At 54.5% G+C, this 17,242-nt stretch carries 17 protein-coding genes; 4 read left to right on the top strand and 13 right to left on the bottom strand.

The window, feature by feature from the left end:
- Positions 1 to 370: 370 nt before the first annotated feature.
- Positions 371 to 1,270 carry an amidohydrolase gene (locus tag C4520_09230; GenBank protein ID RJP21827.1) on the top strand — a complete coding sequence of 300 codons (900 nt, stop codon included), beginning with the start codon at positions 371 to 373 and terminating at the stop codon, positions 1,268 to 1,270.
- A 3-nt stretch (positions 1,271 to 1,273) separates the two neighbouring features.
- On the opposite strand, the gene C4520_09225 is transcribed toward C4520_09230, so the two are convergent.
- Together C4520_09225 and C4520_09220 are read right to left on the bottom strand one after the other, a co-directional pair.
- Positions 1,274 to 1,738, bottom strand: a complete 465-nt coding sequence (locus C4520_09225; GenBank protein RJP21826.1) for a PaaI family thioesterase — start codon at positions 1,736 to 1,738, stop codon at positions 1,274 to 1,276.
- Between the two features lie 39 nt (positions 1,739 to 1,777).
- On the bottom strand, positions 1,778 to 2,392 hold the full coding sequence (locus C4520_09220) for a lactate utilization protein (protein ID RJP21825.1): 615 nt from the start codon (positions 2,390 to 2,392) through the stop codon (positions 1,778 to 1,780).
- A gap of 191 nt (positions 2,393 to 2,583) precedes the next feature.
- Here C4520_09220 and C4520_09215 point away from each other — a divergent pair, with 191 nt between their 5' ends.
- Entirely contained in the window at positions 2,584 to 3,624 is a 1,041-nt protein-coding gene (locus C4520_09215; protein ID RJP21824.1) for an RNA 3'-terminal phosphate cyclase, read from the top strand.
- Here C4520_09215 and C4520_09210 read toward each other — a convergent pair.
- From C4520_09210 to C4520_09185, 6 genes are all read right to left on the bottom strand, one after another.
- A complete protein-coding gene (locus tag C4520_09210) occupies positions 3,621 to 4,154 on the bottom strand; it encodes a gamma carbonic anhydrase family protein (GenBank protein ID RJP21830.1) in 534 nt (177 codons plus the stop codon). The genes C4520_09215 and C4520_09210 overlap by 4 nt on opposite strands.
- Before the next feature lie 23 nt (positions 4,155 to 4,177).
- Positions 4,178 to 5,341 carry an aminopeptidase P family protein gene (locus tag C4520_09205; GenBank protein RJP21823.1) on the bottom strand — a complete coding sequence of 388 codons (1,164 nt, stop codon included), beginning with the start codon at positions 5,339 to 5,341 and terminating at the stop codon, positions 4,178 to 4,180.
- Positions 5,342 to 5,354: 13 nt separating this feature from the next.
- Positions 5,355 to 5,444 (bottom strand): hypothetical protein, encoded by a 90-nt coding sequence (locus C4520_09200; protein RJP21822.1) that lies wholly within the window; start codon positions 5,442 to 5,444, stop codon positions 5,355 to 5,357.
- Between the two features lie 63 nt (positions 5,445 to 5,507).
- Positions 5,508 to 5,630 carry a hypothetical protein gene (locus C4520_09195; protein RJP21821.1) on the bottom strand — a complete coding sequence of 41 codons (123 nt, stop codon included), beginning with the start codon at positions 5,628 to 5,630 and terminating at the stop codon, positions 5,508 to 5,510.
- 134 nt (positions 5,631 to 5,764) lie between these two features.
- The gene (locus C4520_09190) at positions 5,765 to 7,528 is read right to left on the bottom strand and encodes a serine/threonine protein kinase (GenBank protein ID RJP21829.1); all 1,764 of its coding nucleotides are present in this window, start codon (positions 7,526 to 7,528) and stop codon (positions 5,765 to 5,767) included.
- A 14-nt stretch (positions 7,529 to 7,542) separates the two neighbouring features.
- Positions 7,543 to 8,817, bottom strand: coding sequence for a CinA family nicotinamide mononucleotide deamidase-related protein (locus C4520_09185; protein ID RJP21820.1), 1,275 nt, complete (start codon positions 8,815 to 8,817; stop codon positions 7,543 to 7,545).
- A gap of 109 nt (positions 8,818 to 8,926) precedes the next feature.
- Between C4520_09185 and C4520_09180 the strand changes: the two genes are divergently transcribed.
- Both C4520_09180 and C4520_09175 read left to right on the top strand, forming a co-directional pair.
- Complete coding sequence (locus tag C4520_09180) at positions 8,927 to 9,706, top strand: YkgJ family cysteine cluster protein (protein RJP21819.1); 780 nt, start codon at positions 8,927 to 8,929, stop codon at positions 9,704 to 9,706.
- A gap of 1 nt (position 9,707) precedes the next feature.
- The gene (locus tag C4520_09175; GenBank protein RJP21818.1) at positions 9,708 to 10,190 is read left to right on the top strand and encodes a metallophosphoesterase; all 483 of its coding nucleotides are present in this window, start codon (positions 9,708 to 9,710) and stop codon (positions 10,188 to 10,190) included.
- Positions 10,191 to 10,281: 91 nt separating this feature from the next.
- Here the strand turns inward: C4520_09175 and C4520_09170 are convergent, their stop codons facing one another.
- From C4520_09170 to C4520_09150, 5 genes are all read right to left on the bottom strand, one after another.
- Positions 10,282 to 10,533: a hypothetical protein gene (locus C4520_09170; GenBank protein ID RJP21817.1), complete on the bottom strand. Its 252-nt coding sequence runs from the start codon at positions 10,531 to 10,533 to the stop codon at positions 10,282 to 10,284.
- A 150-nt stretch (positions 10,534 to 10,683) separates the two neighbouring features.
- Positions 10,684 to 13,233, bottom strand: coding sequence for a hypothetical protein (locus tag C4520_09165; GenBank protein ID RJP21816.1), 2,550 nt, complete (start codon positions 13,231 to 13,233; stop codon positions 10,684 to 10,686).
- Between the two features lie 19 nt (positions 13,234 to 13,252).
- Positions 13,253 to 13,702, bottom strand: a complete 450-nt coding sequence (locus C4520_09160; protein ID RJP21815.1) for a D-tyrosyl-tRNA(Tyr) deacylase — start codon at positions 13,700 to 13,702, stop codon at positions 13,253 to 13,255.
- Between the two features lie 16 nt (positions 13,703 to 13,718).
- Positions 13,719 to 16,481 (bottom strand): CHASE2 domain-containing protein, encoded by a 2,763-nt coding sequence (locus C4520_09155; protein ID RJP21814.1) that lies wholly within the window; start codon positions 16,479 to 16,481, stop codon positions 13,719 to 13,721.
- Positions 16,482 to 16,592: 111 nt separating this feature from the next.
- The gene (locus tag C4520_09150; protein ID RJP21813.1) at positions 16,593 to 17,096 is read right to left on the bottom strand and encodes a hypothetical protein; all 504 of its coding nucleotides are present in this window, start codon (positions 17,094 to 17,096) and stop codon (positions 16,593 to 16,595) included.
- Positions 17,097 to 17,242 lie beyond the last annotated feature (146 nt).

Below are 17,242 nucleotides of genomic sequence, written 5' to 3'. Positions count from 1 at the left end.
TATTATTATATAACAGATTCGGAGAAATGTCAAGTGCTTTTTTTGATCGCGACTTTGCTCAAGAAATCTGCTGGTGGGATTACTTAAGGCAACTCAAGACCTTATGTGGGAATTCCCCACCCGGTTTGCGGAATCGCTGGGGCTGCGCGTTTTCGCTGGGGTCTGCCGCCGCTTGTGTGCCTTCTTCCGCTTTTACCGTCTGAGCCTATTTGGGTTTATCCTCCCTTATTGCAATAGGACAGGCAATCAGCTAAACTACGGATGATCGCAGGCGGGATCACCGGTTGAAGATGGATTTCCGCTCGTTCGCGGGAATGAACAAAGCGGGAATAAAGAGGCGGAGCTTGAGCAGCACAGTGAGGAGACGGCAGTGAAGATAATAGACATGCACACGCACGCGCAGGACATTCTTTTCTCCGGCGGCTCTGATATAGAGCCCTCGTATGGGGTGCTGATTCGTCTCTTCGAATGGCAGAAATTCAATTGGCCGGCTCCTCATGGCAAATCAGAGGACCCGGTTTACCGTCTTCTCAGAAAAAGGATAGCGCGTGAAACGCAATGGCGGAACGCGATGGCGAACGCCGACGACCTGCAGAAGGAGATGAAAGAGAATAACGTATCCTTCAGTGTGTGTCATCCGATTGAACCGTATGGGAGCACGCAGGAGCTTCTGTCGCACACCGGCAAAAGCAGTTGCCTGATTCCGTTTGCTTCGGTCGACCCGCGGGATCCGAAACGAGTCGAGCGGTTGAGAACCTATGTTGAAGCGGGATGCCGAGGATTGAAGCTGCACCCGATCATCCAGGATTTCCATCCGGAGAGCAAGGAATGCTTTGAGGTCATCGAGGAATTCAGTCAGTATAATCTACCAATACTGTTTCATTCAGGACGAACCACATATTACGTTCCCGAATCACAGGCCGAAGCATTCGGGCGCCTGCCGAATTATACAAAAATAATTGCTTCTTTTCCGAAGGTGAAATTCATCCTCGGGCACATGGGGATGTTTGAAGCCCGGACAGCGATAGAGATAGCGCAGGTTTTCGAGAATGTATATCTGGAGACGAGTTTTCAACCGGTGCGAACCGTCCGGCGCGCCGTCGAAAAAGTGGGCGGCGACAGGGTAGTTTTCGGGACTGACTGGCCATTCGGCAGGCAACGGTACTCGCTCGCGGTGGCGCTGAGGCTGACCGAAGGCGATCAATGGCTGCGGGATCGCTTACTATGGAAGAATGCGGAGGAACTGATCGGTCCGATTCCGACCCTGTGACGATCAGGAATTCCCCTTCCATATGGGAGGCGCTGCCGAGCTGTTTTCGGCGGGCAAGATGATATAAGTAGCGAGGCACTTGGCGACCAGCCGGTCGTTCTGATCCTTCACGGTAACATCCCCGATTGCGGTCCGCCGGCCGCAGTGGATTATTTTCCCTTCCGCTATTACTTCTCCCGAGCCGACTGGGGCAATGTAGTTGATCTTCATCTCGATTGTTGTAAATATTTTGTCTGCACCGAGGAGCCCCCACAAGGCGATGGCCACGGCGGAATCGGCGACGCTGGCCAATGCGCCACCATGCATTACTCCGAACGGCTGAGTAAGCTCTTTGCGAAATGGAAGGCGGAATCGAGAATAACCGGGACCGACATCGATCACTTCCATCCCGATGAGTTTGTACATCGGGACCTGGTTTGCAAAATTGCGCAGTGCGGTATAATCCACCTGCGGCGCCTTTTCATTCACTCTTGTTGCTCCTCTGTGCGAACTCTTTCGGCCGCGCTTTCAATAACCGAGCGATTCGTTCACCAGGATCACCGTGAGCCGGCCGGGGAACATCATTCTACGGATGATCGTATAGATATTGCAGATGCGCATGGGCGAGTCGCAATCGATGCAGACGCCGGTCTCCTGGCAGGGAGTCATGTAATTCACCCGCTTCGCATTTGTGGGAGCCGCAACATTCTGCAGCCGATCAAATGCGTCATGGACATCCTTGACGATCTTATTTGTTCCGGCAATCAGGATAACCTTTTCCGGCCCGAAGGCTTGCGCGGCGACCCGATTGCCAAGCCCGTCCACATTCACAAGTTGTCCGTCTGAGGTTATCGCGTTTGTGCCGGCGACAAAGAATTGAGCTGTAAGGCCCTGTTTCCTGCGCTTCATGTTCTCAGGCATATCGATGCCTGCCTCATACTGATCATACAGGGTATACTTGCCGGAACGGAGCCGTTCGAGCAATCCTACTTGTTCGACCGTAACCGATCCGCCAAGGCCGACGGTCGAGCCTTCCGGAATCATCTCGAGCGTCTTCGCCAGAGCTTCCTGTTTTGTCTGCACGAGAATGCACTCGATGTTGTTTGCCGTAAGCGCATCGACGGTTTTTTGAATGGTGTCCATGCGAATCCTCCATCTTTCATAATTCAGAAATACCCGACAACTATATAATACAGATCACAGCGCGTCAAGTGCTTCCGCTGCTGCAGGTGGTCGCAGTTGCAGGATTTTTATGCCGTCGGCATTCGGGATTTCGAGATGATAGTATAGTAAGGGATTGTATTTTAGGATTAAGGAAATTGAGGCGGGCATAAATGATCGAGGTTGACGGCTCATATCTTGAGGGCGGCGGCGCAATCCTGCGCGTAGCTACGGCGCTTTCTGCGATAACGGGAAAGCCGGTGCGGGTGTTTAATGTCAGGGCCGGCAGATCGAAGCCCGGCCTGATGACTCAGCATCTGGAGAGTTTGAAGGCGGTTGCTTTGCTCTGCTCGGGCCGATTGGATAATGCCTTTACGGGCTCGACTGAAATCGAAATGCATCCGGGAAGAATACAACCGAGAGATATCTCTGTGACTATAGCGACGGCCGGCGCGATCGGTCTATTATTCCAATCGGTCAGCGCGCCGATTTGCCTGGCGGACACCGACGTGAGGGTGAGCATTCTTGGCGGCGCCACTTTTGCGCGGTGGGCTCCTCCCCTGCCGGCAATTCAGCGCGTGCTGCTGCCGCTTCTGGAGAGCATGGGATACCCGGCCGAATTGGAAATAGCGCGGCACGGTTTTTTCCCCAAGGGCGGAGCGCGTGTAAAGATAACCGGGCATCCCAGCCGTTACCGTCGCCCGCTTGTTCTGACTGAGCCGGGAGAGGCAAGCATCGTCAGAGGGATATCGGTTGCAAGTACTCACCTCCAGAAGGCGCAAGTGGCCGACAGGCAGGCGCGGGCGGCCGGGCAGACGCTCGGACAGGCCGGCCTGAAGGCGCAGGTTGAAAGAGAATATGTTGATGCGGTCTGTCCGGGATCGGGAATCGTTCTGTGGGCGGAGACAGGAGCGAGAGCGATAATCGGGGGCGACTCAATCGGCGAGAGGGGAAAACCGTCGGAGCAGGTTGGAGAAGAAGCCGCCAATGCCCTCATTGAGACAGTGCGATCCGGCGCTGCGGTCGATGAGCATCTCTCGGATCAACTTCTGCTCTTTATGGCTCTCGCGAAGGGGAGGTCGGTCATCACCACGCCGAGATTGACCGGCCACGCAAAGACGAACATGCATGTGATAAAGCAGTTCCTGCCGGTGGAATTCGAGGTAAAGGAAGACGCTCTTGTCCGGATCGAGTGCTCTGGAAGCGTGAATTAATCCTGCGCCTCGAATTTCTGCATCAGGCTGAGCAATTCGGCGGGCGAGATCGAATCTACGCCTTCCATATATTTTCGGGAGAGGACGTAATACGAGATCGCGTTCTGCTCGATGAATTCCGGCCGCCCTTTTCCCTCGAGGATCCTGCCGGGGACCCCGACGACAAGCGAGTTTGGAGGGACGTTCATATTCTCGCGAACGAGCGCATTGGCGGCGATCATGGTGCCGTCGCCGATCCGTGCGCCATCCAGGATGGTGGCTCCCATGCCGATCATCACGCGGTTTCCGACCGTGCACGCGTGCATGATAGAGGAGTGTGCGGCGGTGACAAAGTCGCCGATGACGGTAGGGTTGGTCGGAGAGCAATGGATTGTGGCGTGGTCCTGGATGTTTGTGTATCGCCCGATGGCGATGGTATTGAAATCGGCCCGAATAACAGCATTCGCCCAGATGCTGCTGTACTTGCCGACGGTCACGTTTCCGTGCAGGACGGCCGAGGGGTGGACAAAAATTGAAGCATCAAGTTTCATGGAGATCCTTTCTTCTTTTCCGGTCACACATCCACTTCATACAGTTTCCGTTCGGTATTCGATAGCAGCTCGATGCCGTTCGAGCGAACAATGAACGAGTCTTCCAGCTTGATGGCGCCGAAGCCGGGAATGATGGTGTTGATTTCGACCACGAGCGTCATGTTTTCCCGTATTATGGTGGGATCGTCCGGCCCGATGACGGGCGGCTCGTCGAGTTCGAGGCCGATTCCGTGTCCGACAAATCTGCCTTTCTCGTGATATCCCATGAAATAGGGGCCGAATTTCGTTTTCTCCGCGGCCGCGCGTCCGCATTCATAAACGTCGGCAACCGGTGTTGCCGGCCGGATGCTGGAGAATATCTCGTCCTGAACGACGCACAGTTCATTGAAGACGTCTTTCTGGATATCGGTCGCCCGGCCAATCACGTACATCCGGGTGACGTCGGTGATGTATCCGTGGAAGCAGCCGGTGATATCGATCATCACGAGGTCGCCGCGTTTCATGATCCGGTCGCACGCGCTGATCCTCATGGCGCGGCTGAGGCCGATGCCGGAGGCGACATTGGCGAATCCTGCAAAGCGCGAGAGGGTCTCGCCCGACCCGATCATGCCGTAGAAGGTATGCGCGTCGAATCTGCGGTTGATCAGAACGACCTCGTGCTTATTCCGGCGGAGTTCCGCCTCGATTTCGGCAGCCATATCTATTTCCGGCATTCCCGCGCGAATGACTTCGCGAGCGCGAGATTGTGCTTTATCGATCATTGCGGCAGAGGCCTTCACCAGTTTCACTTCATCCTCGTCCTTTATCATCCGCTGATTGAGGATGTGCGGGCTGATATTGACCAATTCGGCGCCAGTCAATTCCGATTGGATTTTCAGAAACAATTCGGCGGGAATGACGTCCAGTTCGAGGCCGATGCGGGCATCTTGCAGTTTCTCGGAGGCCAGTTGTTCGGCCACCTGTCGGAAGTTACCGTCGGGCACCACATCGGGGACGGTGGCATCATGCAGAGCGAATTCCATGGCGCGGCGAACATAGAGACGCGCCGTCTGCGGTGTTATCAAAAGGATGCTTGGGATTGAGACGCCGGCATAATACAGCAGATCACGCGAGTAGAGCAGCACGGCGGCATCTATATTCATTTCGGCCAGCCGACTGCGCAGAACGTCAATTCTCTCGATGGACATCGAACGAGGCGATCTATTCTTTCCGTTTCAGTTCCAGACCCTCGATTGTATCGGTCAAAAAATTGCGCACCTTTCCGGTTGCCGCCATCATCGCCATTGCCATGGTTTCGCGGATTTCATCCTCGGAGGCGCCGGCTTTCTTTGCACCTGCAAAGTGAGCTTTCGTTCAATGAGTGCAGCCGGTAATAGCCGCGGTAGCGAGAAGGACGAGTTCCCGCGTTTTCGCGTCGAGCGCCCCCTCGACATATTCAAAACGCATAAAAGCGGCAACTTTCATTTCAGGATTCATATACCCCTCCACTGTACCACGATTTTCCTAAGTTTCTTCCGCGTGTGTTTTCGACTTTTCATAATATAACAGAAGCGACAAGATGAAGCGAATGGAGAGGGATCATGGCTGGTGTCCCGGGTTGATTGTCCGCGTTACTGCTGGCTCGGATACTTTTCTATTGCCGGTTTTCTTGCCAATCCGATTCCCATCATAATGGAGAACCCTAACAGCAGTCCGAGGATCACCCAATGAGGGAGCGGTGACCAGAAGGCCGAGAAGAGGTGCCGGATCAGCATGAAGAGAATGGTTGCTGCGGCACCCCCGAACGCCCCCCAAACGGCACACCGAACGGTATAGTTGATCGATTGGCAGTATATTCCGTCAGCCACTCCGAGCAAAGCTCCGATAACGGCGGCGCACGCGGTCGCGCTCACTGGCGGCTGGACCTGAATCAGAGAGCCTTCCAACCCGTTTGGGATAAACAGGCCCGTGAGAATTCCCCCGAATAAGCCAAAAGAAAACGAGAGAGCGCCCCGGATGAATTTCTTATGCGCGAAACCCACAGCGACTCCCAGAAATCCTCCGTATATCGTAAACCCGAAATGGAGGAAAACCCGTGGCGACTGAATGCCGGTCGTTTCCTTGGAGATCAGGAAAAGAAGGATGCCGGCGATAATACCGGCAGTAGTGCCGTAAGCGATTCGGGCCTGATCGCGCTCGGATGCGTTTTCCAGCAAGCCGGCGTACCGCCCGACTTTTTCGACCCGCTGTTTTGTGCGGCTGGCGGAAGAAGGCGCCAGTGTCCGCTGCACTTCAGCCCGGGGCAATACCGGTGGAGCAATATCTTCCTTCGGCTCCGGGTCGGGAGCGGTTGGGGGGAGTTCGTTTCGCTTGAGGTCTTCAGCCACAACCCACCACGGCCGAAATTTGGCCTTGAGCGCCAGGCCACCCTCCTTCTTGCCGAGCAAAACATCTCTCAGTTCTTCCGCGCTGCTCCATCTGCCTTCCGGTTCTTTCCGGAGACATTTCAAGAGAATTGCGTTGAGCCAGTCGGAAACGCCTTCGATGGGGTCTGGGACCATGCTGATGTAATTGAAACGCGAATGCTTCCCCCGAAAGGGCGGTTTACCGGCCAGCATCTCGTACATGGTGATGGAGAGAGAATAGAGATCGGTCCGTCCATCGAGCGGCTGGCCGAGAGTCTGTTCGGGGCTCATGTATGAAGGAGTGCCGGACACTTCGTCCGTCTCCAGATCAACGGCCTTCTCGTTGATCAGAGCGATACCGAAGTCACCGAGTTTCACCTTGCCCTCGGTCGTGACGAGGATATTGCCGGGTTTGATGTCCCTGTGGATGATGTTCTCCTTATGGGAATAACTGAGGGCCTCGCAGATTTCGCACATGAACCGAATCACTTCCGGTTCGCTCAAGCGGCGATTGGTTCTTTTCGCGGCGAGCGCGGCCAGCGATTCTCCTCTGACGTACTCCATCAAGAGGTACTTCAACTGAGGGGTGTCTTCGAAATTATAGAGGCGCACGATATTCGGATGCGCCAGTCGCATTGCGGCCTTGGCCTCGCGTTTCAGGCTTTCAATGGCAGCAAGGTCGTCGGCATAGCGGCTCAAGAGGAACTTCAGGGCCAGGTCCATTCCAAGCTGTTTATCATAACCTCGAAAGACCATGCCCATGCCACCGCGTCCCAGAAATTCTTTCAGCTCATAGCGGCCGCTCAGGATCTGTTGGAATCCCGCACGCGCAGTAGATTCATCGATCACGGGAGGCGGAGCGGGGGCATCAGAGAGTGTGGCAACTGCACTTTTTTTCTCGTTCTTTAGAAGGGCCGACAGATCGGTTCCGCATTTATGACAGAAATTTGCGTTATTCCTGTTTTCCGCACCGCAATGATCGCAATACATACTACCTGTTCCTGTCACTTCATCCGGGCTCGCATTTCGTCGTCAACGTATCCGATCAGGAAGCGCCGCAGCATTTCAATGGTAAGGGCTGTGGCACGCACCTGATTGACCGGATCGGATCCTGCAAAACGGAATTCCCATGCCGTGCTTGTGCTCTCGGACGCGACGGCGATACACGTTTTACCCGACACCTTGTCATCTCCTTCAAGCTCATCGCTTCCCGGCAGAATTCCGAGAGATGCGGCGGCTATATCAGCGCCGCTTTTTGCCCGCATCCCTTCCGCGAGTCTCTTGGAAACGGCCGCTGGATTGCGTCTGGCTTCATTCCATTCCGCCACGTCAATCGAGGCCATCCTGCGACGAGCTTCGTCACCGAGAGCCACAAATGATTCTGTGAGCGTGCTGCCTCCGGCGGAGACAAACCCTTGGGCAATCGCGCCGCCGGTCAAGGTCTCCACGAGCGCCACAGACTTTTTATCCTTCACAAGTAGGGCCGTTACAACACCTTCCAGTGTTTCAGCGTCGGTCCCGAAAATGAGCCGGCCGAGCCTGTTGCGGATTTCGGCCTCTACGGCCGCGATTTTTGCTTTGGCCTCCGAAGGACTTGCACCCTTGGCCGTGATTCGGAGCAAGATCTGTGCCGGTTCGGCGAGAATACCGACGGTCGGATTGGACGATTCCCTGATAAGGTCTCCGACCACACTGTCAACCCTGCTTTCGCCCATCCCGCAGATTTTGAGGACGCGCGAAGCAATGGTCGTCTCACCCAACGAAAACCGTGCGCGAAGGAAGGGAATAACAACCGTTTCCATCAGGAATTTCAACTCGCGGGGGACGCCCGGCAGTGTGACGATGAGTCGCCCCTGTTTCTCGACGATAAACCCGGGCGCGGTACCGACCGGATTTTCGATTGCCTGTGAATTCCGGGGGATGAAAGCCTGTTTGCGGTTGTTCGGGCTCATGGTGAATCCGTGCCGCTTGAACAAGGACTCGATTTGATCGAACAGGTCCTGCCTGAATTCCAGGGGTTCGCCGATCACCTCGGCGACAACCTCTCGCGTCAAGTCGTCTTCGGTCGGTCCCAGCCCGCCGGAGGCGATGATGATATCGGACCGCGAGAGGGCCGCCCGAAAAACGTCGGCCATTCGGACCGGGTTATCGCCCACAGTTGTTTTGAAATAAAGGTTGACCCCGATTTTGGCCAGTTCCTGCGCGAGAAAAGCGGAATTGGTGTCGATGATTTGTCCTAACAAGAGTTCAGACCCGATCATGATGATTTCTGCATTCATGAGAATTCCTCCTGAAAATTCAGCGAATTTTAGCACAGGCGTATTTCAGTGTCAATGAACCGCGGACCATTTTGCCGTTCATTTCCATCTCGTATATAATTACAATTCGATGGGGATCGATTTCAAAACTGCAATGAATGCCACAGGGGACACTGTTCGGCTGCTTTCCGGAAAGAAGGACACGTTTCGGTTCGAATGTCAGGCATGCGGGCGGTGCTGCGGCGCCTTCACCATCGTCCTGAGCCCCTATGATATTCTCAGGCTTCGGAAAGCGACGGGACGGACGACATCTGATTTGCTCAAGAGCGGGATAATTGAGATCAGGCAAGAGTCCTTTGCGCGGCTCTTCGGCTTCGGTCCCGTAGCCGATTTTTTGGATATCTTTGGGCTGGCGCGTGATGATACCGTGCCCGCGGCCTTTCTGCGATTCCGCTCAGGATCAAGCGACGCGGTGGAATGCCATTTTCTCGAGGAAGCCCGCGAGGGAAAACGGTTGTGCAGCATTTATGATCATCGACCGACAATGTGCCGTCTTCACCCGCTGGGGTGCAGCACCGTCAACGGCAGGCGCACGTGGTTCTTCAGGCGACCCTTGTGTGGAACCGAAGGAGATCGGGTACAAACTGTCGGACACTGGCTTTCAGCTTCTCGCGCCTCAGCCTTTCTGGCAGCGAACAGGCAATTCCTTGCATGGATGCGGGTACTCCTGGACTCGCCCGTGCGTTTCACCTCATTGCCGCAAGGTGAGCGCGAATCGGTCGAGCGCATTCTATATGATTTCGATTCGCTCCCAAGGGGAGAAGAGCAGGTGACATTTCGGGAGATCGGGGAGCTGTTTGGCCGGTGGCAAGCAAAGTTGAGGCTGGCCAGGCAAAAGCGGGGATACTGAAATGCTTGTGGGAATTCTTTCGGATACTCATGACAACATGATCATGCTGAAGAAAGCCGTGGACTGTTTCCTTGGGCGCGGTGTAGACCTCGTGCTGCACGCCGGCGACTACGTCGCTCCGTTTACCGCACGAGAACTGGGGCGTCTGAACTGCGGTCTGATCGGCGTGTTCGGCAACAACGACGGCGACAAATTATTGTTGACCAAAAAATATGAGGGGATCGGTCAGCTTTACGACGGCATCCATCAGCTTAAAGTGGATGGAAAGATGATCGCGCTGACGCATTATCCGGATATAGCGGAGACGCTTGCGTCGCGAGGCGCATACGACGTTGTAATATGCGGACACAATCACCGCGCGAAAATCGTGGAAGGGAAAACGCTTCTTATCAATCCCGGCGAGTGCTGCGGGTGGCTGGAAGGCACGAGCACGATTGCTTTTCTCGATCTTCTCACGATGCGGACGGAGCTCGTAACACTGTAACGCCTCTAAACGCTCGTGGGCGTCGGGGCCATTCAATGCGGCAGAACACTTGACAGTCACCTCCCCGCGGTCTGCTTTCTCGCCAGCCCCTCTATCTCGATCCTGGAGAAGAAAGATTATTTCCGCTTGATGCCGATTCCTCCATCTCCGCCGGAAGAGGAAGACTGATATCAGAAGAAAGGACGAGGAGTATCTCGCCCTCAACGGGCGTCTCAATTTCAATGGGTTCCGGCGGCAGAGAGTCCGGCGCGGTTTGAGCATGGGCACAGCCAACAGAGACGAGGGAAGCGAGTGACAAGACGAAAACGAGATAGAATTTCAGCAAAGTGCACCTGCCGATCATGATAAGTATGACTGTGGCAATGAATGTATAAATTCAGTCTAACATTGCTTCTTGGAAAAGGACACAGGTGGGGCACAATTGAAGAACGACTCACGCGGCCTAAAGAAAGCTTTGGCAAGGTTCCGCGGGAATGGCAGAAAAGAGGGTGCTCTAAAGAACGAGCTTGATCGTCTTTATTTCAAAGGGCCGGAACTTCAACTTGATTGACTTTTTTGCCGCTGGAATCTTCTTTGACGCAGTTTCGGTTATATTTGCACCCCGCGCCTCTTGAAATGGGAATGAGGTCGATAATTCGGTGCTCGTTTTTCTGCCGATCGTCTCATAGAGTCTGACGATGACTGCGTCTTCGTCCCGCGCCTTTTTGAAGGCGGAGAGAATGATGTTGGGCGCATCGATCGACAGATAGGAATGCCGGCCGGTTTCGGGTGAGGCGTCTCCGGAGTAACTCAGCAGCGGCTTCGCCCATTGTTTTCCCCAGAGGTGGATGTTGTTCTCCGACCATGAGCCTTTGTAGGAGGTCAGGCTAAAGGAAAAACAGTGATTTCCTTTTTGCCGGTATCGCTCGCCGAAAAAGAATCCGCTGTTGTCGTTGGTCCAAAGCAGAGGGAATGCCGGGATGGCAGTCAAATCGACCACGGGCCACCGGGATGCGATTGCAAGTCCAACGTCTTCGCTTTCGAAGGCAAGCCAATCCTGCATGCCGCGGATTTTGAATTTGACGGGCAGGTTTTCCTCGACCCAAAAGTCAGCTAACTCATCGCCGTCCCTGTGGACGGCGAATGGGACGCCCATATATTTCTGTCCATTCATCAGCGCGTTTGGCATCTGCAGGAACAGCGCGACATTCGACTTTCCGCTCCAATCGAGTTCCACATGGAGATCCACTCTTTTCAGCCCCTCGTACAGAACCACCTTCTGGCGCCTGATTGAACCGGCGAATTCGCCCTCGGCTGTCAGCGAGCGCGACAGAGTTCCGCGGGACGAGAAGCCGATTTTGGCGGGAGAATCGGCGGCGCGGAAAAGCTCCCCTGTCGGCTCGACGGACTCGCCCGAACCCTCATTTTCCGGATTCTCAAAATAGCTCTGGTCGGGAACGGAGAGCTTCAGGCCGACCCCGAATAGCTCGAACGTGCCGAACTCGAACTCTACCGGACCGAAAGATGCCGCGGCCTGGCAGGCCAACTCCCTATCGAATTCCTTATCATAAAGGCTCTCGATGCACCTGCCGTCTTCGGCGAAGGTAACCCGATAAAATTCATTCTCGATGGAACGTCCGTCTTGCGGGCACGGCTCGTCGCCCTTTTTCTCCAGGAGTGGCTTTATGTAAAAAGTCGAGTAACCGAAAGAAGGCACGTTCCGGCCGAGGAATTCGCCGGTCAAGCGGTGAATGGAACCATCCTTGTGCCGTTCCGAAACCTCGTAGCCGGCGGGGACGGGAGCGCCATCGGCGTCCACAACCTCAATCGCCTGCAGGCCCGTCACGCCGCAATTCAGGTCGAGGGAAACGATATCGTCGCGTCTCCACGAGCCAGGATTGAAGACGAGGACGGGCATCCCGAATTTCGGATCCGCTGTCATCACGGACTTTGCAATGCCGAAGAAAGCGTTTTCGGTCAGCGCTTTACCTTCCCGAACGCTCTTTAGAACGAGGTTTCGCTTGTGCTCATCGCCCTCAGCCCCGCCGCGGGCCTGGTCTTTACCGCCCCAATTGTGATCGGCAGCAAGTAGCGCGCGCTGCCACAGCGCATCGATACCGGCCGCAGGATAGCGTTTAAAATCGCCCTTCAGAATGCACTCGATCGTGCAGAGAGCCTCGACCGAGGGCAATATGCCCTGCAGCGTCTTCAGGTAACGGGTGGTTTCGGCTTGCAAAGTGTGAATCACAATCCACAAATTGGGCATGTCTCCAGAGCGTGGCTGGAATTTACGTTTTGCAAGAATATCGGCGACTTCGTCGAAAGTGGCAAGCCGAAGTTTCGGACGAGAATAATTCGCGTTCCATTGCCTGCAGATTTCCACCAGGGCGGGATTAGGGAGCGTCATGTCATCGCCGTCGGGAATGACGAGTTCAGGACCGCCGAATTTTTGAGCGGCTCGCGCCAGTTCAGTCGGCAAATTCTTTGCCGTTTCCTCATAATCTACCCCCAGCCGTCGCCAGTAGGACCAATTGTAGGGCACGCAGTAAGTAAGGAGTTCCGAACCGTCGGGACCGGTCCAGGAGAACCCCCCTTGCGGTCCTCGTGTGATCACGAGCGCTTTCATTCCGGCATCGAGAACGAGTTGCGGGAGCTGCATTGGGTGGCCGGGCGTATCGAATTCCTTTGCCACTTTGGGGGAATAATTGAAGGTTTTTATGAGCCAGCCGGCGCCGTAATAGAAGTTTCTAACGATCGCCTCCTCGGAGCAGACGTCATCGTTTGCGGAGACGAACATGCCGCCCACATCAAGGCGGCGCTGTTGCAGGAGAACGGCTATTTCTTCTTTTCGATCCGGATACTTTTCCAGATAGCGAACCAGGCCGGCGGTTGTTTCGTACGAGAATTTGAATTCCGGCTCAGCCGACGCAAGCGACAAAATTTCATTTATTATCTCTTCATTGCGCTGCGAGCATATTTCAGGAGAATTCCACCAGGTGTGATCGATATGGGAGTGGTTGACGAGATAAACGGTTTCGAAGGGTGAATCGATTGTCTTTGGCATCTCCAATTATTCCTTTGTGTCAGAAACTCTTCTTGCTGTCGAGGAGGATTGTAACCGGCCCGTCGTTTACGAGCTCAACTTGCATAGCAGCCTGAAACACACCTTCGGCGGTAGGGACATGCCGCTTTCGCAAGAATTCAATTACCATTGCATACAGTCGCCGCGCGAGGTCCGGGTCGCCGGCCTCGGTGAATGAAGGGCGCCTTCCCTTCCGGCAGTCGGCGAACAGGGTGAACTGAGAGACGACGAGCGCCGATCCGCCCACATCATGAACCGACAGATTCATTTTGCCTTCGGGGTCTTCAAATATCCTGAGACCCGATATCTTGTCGGCCATGTAACGCGCGTCTTCCTCGCCGTCCTCTTTGCCCACTCCGAGGAGCACGAGCAGCCCCTGCCCGATTTCAGCGGCAGTCGTCCCGGCGACGGTGACTCCTGCCCTTTCTACCCGCTGGATTACAGCTCGCATCGGTTCTTGTCGTCTATCATTTTGTTGTCATTACATAGACGCCGTCCCAATCCGGGGGAGGCGGCGCGGATAGGTATTCCCTGCATCGATTCAGGTATGTGAGCGAAGGGCCGTCATCGGGAACCGCTGCGAGGGCCTGCTCGAAGGCTTTGATCGCTTCTTGCCAGGCCTTTTTTCGGTAGGCCTGCAGACCGATCAGGTAATGGTTCACCACTTCTTCCAGCCCGGGTGGAAGCGATTCGCTTGCGCGTCCCAACACTTCATAAATGCTTACGGGTTTGGCCTTCCCCTTCACTTGAATGAGATCAATCTCGCGCACATGGACGTCGGATTTGCAGAGGGCATAGGTGAATTCGCTGATCATAATACTGGTCGAGTACTGCTTGTTGACGCCTTCCAGCCGGGAGGCAAGATTGACGGAATCGCCGATGACGGTATAATCGAAGCGGGTTTTTGAGCCCATGTTTCCGACCACCATTTGCCCAGAGTTAATGCCGACTCTGGCGTGCAGTTGGGGCTTGCCCTCGGATTTCCATCCTTCACGCATCTGCTTGAGCTTCTCCTGCATGTCAAGAGCCACGAAGCATGCTTTTGCGGCATGGTCGGAATAGTGGATAGGCGCGCCGAAGACCGCGATGATCGCGTCGCCTTCGTACTTATCAAGAAGGCCGTTATATTTCAGTACGATATCGGTCATCGCCGTCAGGTATTCATTCAGCAACTCGACAAGCTGAGGGGGATTCAATTGTTCGGATATAGTCGTAAATCCCGCCACATCCGAGAAGAAGGCGGTCAATTCCATTTCCTTTCCGCCCAACTCCAGCATATCGGGATTCTTGGCAATCTGTTCAACGACCGCGGGATTCATATAATGTTCGAAGGCGCTCTTAATGAATCGTCTCTTTTTTTCGGCTGTATTGAATTTGTACCAGACGATCACGGCATCGGACACCAGGATAGTGCCCACGGGTCCGACCACATCAACCCAAATTCGCCTGTTTACAAAAAGCCAGTAGGCAAAAAGGAGGTACGCAACAAGAAATAGCATCGTGAAAAGAGACCCGCGGATGGTAGTTCGCGAAGAAAGTATATAAGCGGTAAAGAACCCGATGAAAACGAAGATCGGGAGTTTCCATCGAGAGGCGAAGGGCGTGATGAACTGAGCGGTCACTATGGTATTGAAAACATTTGCGATGGCGCCGACCATGGGATAGCGTGGGTTGAAAGGCATCGGGTTGAGGTCGTGCGTTCCTGTGGCTGTCAGCCCGTAAAAGAAGACTCCCCCCTTCAGCTCGTTCAGGGAAATCTCTTTCCCCTCCAACATAACCGGCTCGGGAAAGTAGAGCGGCCTGTCGGAGGGCTGAGGTCCGCCTGCCCGCAATAGGGCCTGGATGCGGCGGTAGTGACTATCAACCGCCCCGGGGTTCGTTTGAGTTGCTTTGGCGGCGTCCTCAAGTGATATCGCCGGATTGGATTTCAGGAAATGCAACATTTGATAGTGTCCGCGCACGTTTTCAAATACCTCGGCCTGCCCTTCGAAAAGAGCGGGGGCATCCTCCGGTGCGATTGCAAAAACCTGCTGGAACAAGGCGGGCGAGAACTCGCTGGTTCCGGATTCAAGAGCCTCCTCATATTTTCTTGCTCCGTAAATGGCAGCGATACATTCAGGAACGGAATCAACCCCCGGAAAAGCAGACGCAGTTGCATTCATTAGCAGGACGGGGTCATCGAAAATGGCAGTGTCTTGAAGCGAGAGAAAATGTTTAATCCTGCTGAGGGTTTCGCGGTCCTGCAACTGAAGAAGAGAGGAGTATGGATAGTGGCGGAAAGCGTCTTTAAAATCGCCTATCCAATTGATAATCATCTCCCCGCGCTGGTTGATTGGTATGCGCAGAGTTCGCCGGGAACCATCGGGCATGATGGCGTCAGGGATCTCGATGTGCTTATTGAAGTGAAGGCGGAGATTTTTCAACGGGACCTGGAGATACTCGCACGCCATAGCCAGTCCCATGGATGGGAAGAGGTAAACGTGCTCCTCATCCTCCGGCGCGCGATACTGGATGAAGGTGGGGTACTTGCGGACCAGGCCGTCTGCCTCTCGCACGATCTGCGCAAATCCGATCCCGCGAGAAGCCTCGACAAGGCACGGTATCGGAAAGGCTTGCGGCGCAACAGCGTCCGGGACCGAGCAGGTCATTTTGGCGTCAAAAACCACACATGAGCCTCTCCGGAAAAGGAACTCGAGAACGTCGTGCGATAACCTTGAATAATTGGTTTCGGCCAGTTCTGATGGCCGCTCGCTTCCGTCGCCCTCATTCAAGATGAAGGTAGCGCCCCAGTAGATGCTGCCTGCTTTTTTGGCAGCGGCAGCGAGTTCGGCATCGTAATCGCGAAGCGAACCTACAACTTCATCAAGCGAGCTAGCGCGCAGGACGTCCTGGAGATGCACAACTTGCTGACTGTCTTCTGAGAAATAAATATCCACGCCCACCATGGCCCCGCCTGCTGAATGGATCACGTCGATGACACGAGCGTGCTTGTCGCGGGTCCAATCCTGCCATCTGCCCTCGTCCCTCAATGCCCTGTCATCGATATCGATGGTGGCGATATCCGGGTTCTGCTGTATGGGCGGGCGAAGGTTAAATCTGGCGTCGAGCGAGAGGAATTCAACGCGCTCGTACGGCACGGTGAAGGAAAGCAGAAAGAAGATCAGCCCGATCCCTATTCCGATGGCGATCTGCAGGTATTCCTGTCGTTTTTCTTCTGAAAGGTTGAGCATCGATTCACGTCCGCGGATTTTAACGGCGCTGAAACGATAACCGAGCCTGTCTTCTTAAAAAAAAACGGGAAGTATTGCTCTTCCCGTTTGTTGTTGAGAGTTTATGTGCAGTTACGGGTATACAACCAGAAGTCTTTCCCGTACCTCCCCGTCGGAAAGCCCCGAAACCGTGGTGGAAACGGGCCGTTCCGCCGCAGAAAGATCCTCTTGCTGCTCCTCGAGGACCACATCGCGACGGGTCCTATTGCGATCTCTGGCCGTAACTGAAAGCATGCGCACCAAGAGCACCGGATCATCGGGATCAGCGAAGTAGTAACTGTACTCAAATGGCATATACGGATGAGTCAGATGGTGCTGATTATAACTGAAAAACTCGATGATAGGAAAGGGAATGTCCGAAACCAGGTTCGGCAGATTGCTGCGGAGCCACAGGAGCGTTCGTGCATCGGAATCTGTCCAATCGTGCGCTCCGGGTTGACCGAAACCGGTATAGGTGGATTCGGGGCCAATAGGTTCAGGCAAGGCCGCATCTCCGACCGCGGTCCAGGGTGGAATTGTCAGACAGCCAGAAAATAGAAGAACAAAAGCGCCCAGGGCAAACAGCGTCTTTCGCATTTTACCCCCCTTTTCCATAAATGTACAACCCATTCATTTGCCTCTGTTGGAGAAATTATATCCGAGCGTCTCGGAATTGTCAAACAAATTATTGAGTCTCAATGCTTTGTGCAGAATGTTCAATCGATTCTTTTGTCCTTTGGTGA

It is taken from the genome of Candidatus Abyssobacteria bacterium SURF_5 (assembly GCA_003598085.1).
Lineage (GTDB): Bacteria > Abyssobacteria > SURF-5 > SURF-5 > SURF-5 > SURF-5.
The sequence above is the reverse complement of the archived record's forward strand: the minus strand, read 5'-3'. Positions and strand labels throughout refer to the sequence as shown.

Coding starts and splice junctions, on each gene's coding strand:
- C4520_09220 (RJP21825.1), bottom strand. CDS start 2,392: ATGGACACCATTCAAAAAACCGTCGATGCGCTTACGGCAAACAACATC.
- C4520_09215 (RJP21824.1), top strand. CDS start 2,584: ATGATCGAGGTTGACGGCTCATATCTTGAGGGCGGCGGCGCAATCCTG.
- C4520_09210 (RJP21830.1), bottom strand. CDS start 4,154: ATGAAACTTGATGCTTCAATTTTTGTCCACCCCTCGGCCGTCCTGCAC.
- C4520_09205 (RJP21823.1), bottom strand. CDS start 5,341: ATGTCCATCGAGAGAATTGACGTTCTGCGCAGTCGGCTGGCCGAAATG.
- C4520_09200 (RJP21822.1), bottom strand. CDS start 5,444: ATGGCAATGGCGATGATGGCGGCAACCGGAAAGGTGCGCAATTTTTTG.
- C4520_09195 (RJP21821.1), bottom strand. CDS start 5,630: ATGAATCCTGAAATGAAAGTTGCCGCTTTTATGCGTTTTGAATATGTC.
- C4520_09190 (RJP21829.1), bottom strand. CDS start 7,528: ATGTATTGCGATCATTGCGGTGCGGAAAACAGGAATAACGCAAATTTC.
- C4520_09185 (RJP21820.1), bottom strand. CDS start 8,817: ATGAATGCAGAAATCATCATGATCGGGTCTGAACTCTTGTTAGGACAA.
- C4520_09180 (RJP21819.1), top strand. CDS start 8,927: ATGGGGATCGATTTCAAAACTGCAATGAATGCCACAGGGGACACTGTT.
- C4520_09175 (RJP21818.1), top strand. CDS start 9,708: ATGCTTGTGGGAATTCTTTCGGATACTCATGACAACATGATCATGCTG.
- C4520_09170 (RJP21817.1), bottom strand. CDS start 10,533: ATGATCGGCAGGTGCACTTTGCTGAAATTCTATCTCGTTTTCGTCTTG.
- C4520_09165 (RJP21816.1), bottom strand. CDS start 13,233: ATGCCAAAGACAATCGATTCACCCTTCGAAACCGTTTATCTCGTCAAC.
- C4520_09160 (RJP21815.1), bottom strand. CDS start 13,702: ATGCGAGCTGTAATCCAGCGGGTAGAAAGGGCAGGAGTCACCGTCGCC.
- C4520_09155 (RJP21814.1), bottom strand. CDS start 16,481: ATGCTCAACCTTTCAGAAGAAAAACGACAGGAATACCTGCAGATCGCC.
- C4520_09150 (RJP21813.1), bottom strand. CDS start 17,096: ATGCGAAAGACGCTGTTTGCCCTGGGCGCTTTTGTTCTTCTATTTTCT.